Origin of the sequence: Isoptericola sp. NPDC056605 (assembly GCF_042792795.1) — a bacterium.
Lineage (GTDB): Bacteria > Actinomycetota > Actinomycetes > Actinomycetales > Cellulomonadaceae > Isoptericola.
This window is the reverse complement of record NZ_JBHTVT010000046.1, coordinates 1-2,546: the sequence shown is the minus strand read 5'-3', so window position 1 is coordinate 2,546 and position 2,546 is coordinate 1. Positions and strand designations below refer to the sequence as shown.

2 rRNA genes are annotated in these 2,546 nt (G+C 52.4%); both read right to left on the bottom strand.

Going from position 1 to position 2,546, the window contains the following annotated elements:
- Positions 1–821: ribosomal RNA gene (locus tag ACFQ8Y_RS22615) — 23S ribosomal RNA — on the bottom strand; the annotation flags it as partial.
- 146 nt (positions 822–967) lie between these two features.
- Positions 968–2,517: ribosomal RNA gene (locus tag ACFQ8Y_RS22610) — 16S ribosomal RNA — on the bottom strand.
- Positions 2,518–2,546 lie beyond the last annotated feature (29 nt).

Below are 2,546 nucleotides of genomic sequence, written 5' to 3'. Positions count from 1 at the left end.
CTACCCACACCTCATCCCCGCACTTTTCAACGTGCGTGGGTTCGGGCCTCCATTCAGTGTTACCTGAACTTCACCCTGGACATGGGTAGATCACCTGGTTTCGGGTCTACGACCACGTACTAAACGCCCTATTCAGACTCGCTTTCGCTGCGGCTCCGCCTCTTCAGCTTAACCTCGCACGGGATCGTAACTCGCCGGTTCATTCTACAAAAGGCACGCCATCACCCATTAACGGGCTCTGACTATTTGTAGGCACACGGTTTCAGGATCTCTTTCACTCCCCTTCCGGGGTGCTTTTCACCTTTCCCTCACGGTACTGGTTCACTATCGGTCACTAGGGAGTATTTAGCCTTGGGAGATGGTCCTCCCGGATTCCGACGGAATTTCACGTGTTCCGCCGTACTCAGGATCCACTCAGGAGAGAACGAAGTTTCGACTACGGGGTTGTTACCCTCTACGACGGACCTTTCCAGGTCGCTTCGTCTACCTCGTTCCTTTGTAACTCCGTATAGAATGTCCTACAACCCCAAGAGGCAAGCCTCTTGGTTTGGGCTATGTTCCGTTTCGCTCGCCGCTACTCAGGAAATCGCATTTGCTTTCTCTTCCTCCAGGTACTTAGATGTTTCAGTTCCCTGGGTCTGTCTTCCTTACCCTATGTATTCAGGTAAGGATACCATACCATTACGTATGGTGGGTTTCCCCATTCGGAAATCTTCGGATCAAAGCTTACTTACAGCTCCCCGAAGCATATCGGCGTTAGTCCCGTCCTTCATCGACTCCTAGTGTCAAGGCATCCACCGTGCGCCCTTTCTAACTTAACCAAACTAAAATTAAAAAAATATGAGCTACACTGTTATCTAGTTTTCAAAGAACATACATTTATATATGAGAGATAGTTCTCTCAAAACTGAACAAAACGAAACACGGAAACTTATATTGATGAACAGCGTTCATCAATTCTCCATAGAAAGGAGGTGATCCAGCCGCACCTTCCGATACGGCTACCTTGTTACGACTTCACCCCAATCATCTGTCCCACCTTAGGCGGCTGGCTCCAAAAAGGTTACCCCACCGACTTCGGGTGTTACAAACTCTCGTGGTGTGACGGGCGGTGTGTACAAGGCCCGGGAACGTATTCACCGCGGCATGCTGATCCGCGATTACTAGCGATTCCAGCTTCACGCAGTCGAGTTGCAGCCTACAATCCGAACTGAGAACGGTTTTATGAGATTAGCTCCACCTCGCGGTCTTGCAGCTCTTTGTACCGTCCATTGTAGCACGTGTGTAGCCCAGGTCATAAGGGGCATGATGATTTGACGTCATCCCCACCTTCCTCCGGTTTGTCACCGGCAGTCACCTTAGAGTGCCCAACTGAATGCTGGCAACTAAGATCAAGGGTTGCGCTCGTTGCGGGACTTAACCCAACATCTCACGACACGAGCTGACGACAACCATGCACCACCTGTCACTCTGCCCCCGAAGGGGAAGCCCTATCTCTAGGGTTGTCAGAGGATGTCAAGACCTGGTAAGGTTCTTCGCGTTGCTTCGAATTAAACCACATGCTCCACCGCTTGTGCGGGCCCCCGTCAATTCCTTTGAGTTTCAGCCTTGCGGCCGTACTCCCCAGGCGGAGTGCTTAATGCGTTAGCTGCAGCACTAAGGGGCGGAAACCCCCTAACACTTAGCACTCATCGTTTACGGCGTGGACTACCAGGGTATCTAATCCTGTTCGCTCCCCACGCTTTCGCTCCTCAGTGTCAGTTACAGACCAGAAAGTCGCCTTCGCCACTGGTGTTCCTCCATATCTCTACGCATTTCACCGCTACACGTGGAATTCCACTCTCCTCTTCTGCACTCAAGTTCCCCAGTTTCCAATGACCCTCCCCGGTTGAGCCGGGGGCTTTCACATCAGACTTAAGAAACCGCCTGCGAGCCCTTTACGCCCAATAATTCCGGACAACGCTTGCCACCTACGTATTACCGCGGCTGCTGGCACGTAGTTAGCCGTGGCTTTCTGGTTAGGTACCGTCAAGGTACCGCCCTATTCGAACGGTACTTGTTCTTCCCTAACAACAGAGCTTTACGATCCGAAAACCTTCATCACTCACGCGGCGTTGCTCCGTCAGACTTTCGTCCATTGCGGAAGATTCCCTACTGCTGCCTCCCGTAGGAGTCTGGGCCGTGTCTCAGTCCCAGTGTGGCCGATCACCCTCTCAGGTCGGCTACGCATCGTTGCCTTGGTGAGCCGTTACCTCACCAACTAGCTAATGCGCCGCGGGTCCATCTGTAAGTGGTAGCCGAAGCCACCTTTTATGTTTGAACCATGCGGTTCAAACAACCATCCGGTATTAGCCCCGGTTTCCCGGAGTTATCCCAGTCTTACAGGCAGGTTACCCACGTGTTACTCACCCGTCCGCCGCTAACATCAGGGAGCAAGCTCCCATCTGTCCGCTCGACTTGCATGTATTAGGCACGCCGCCAGCGTTCGTCCTGAGCCAGGATCAAACTCTCCGTAAAAGAAGAGAAACACCACGAACCCCCAAAAG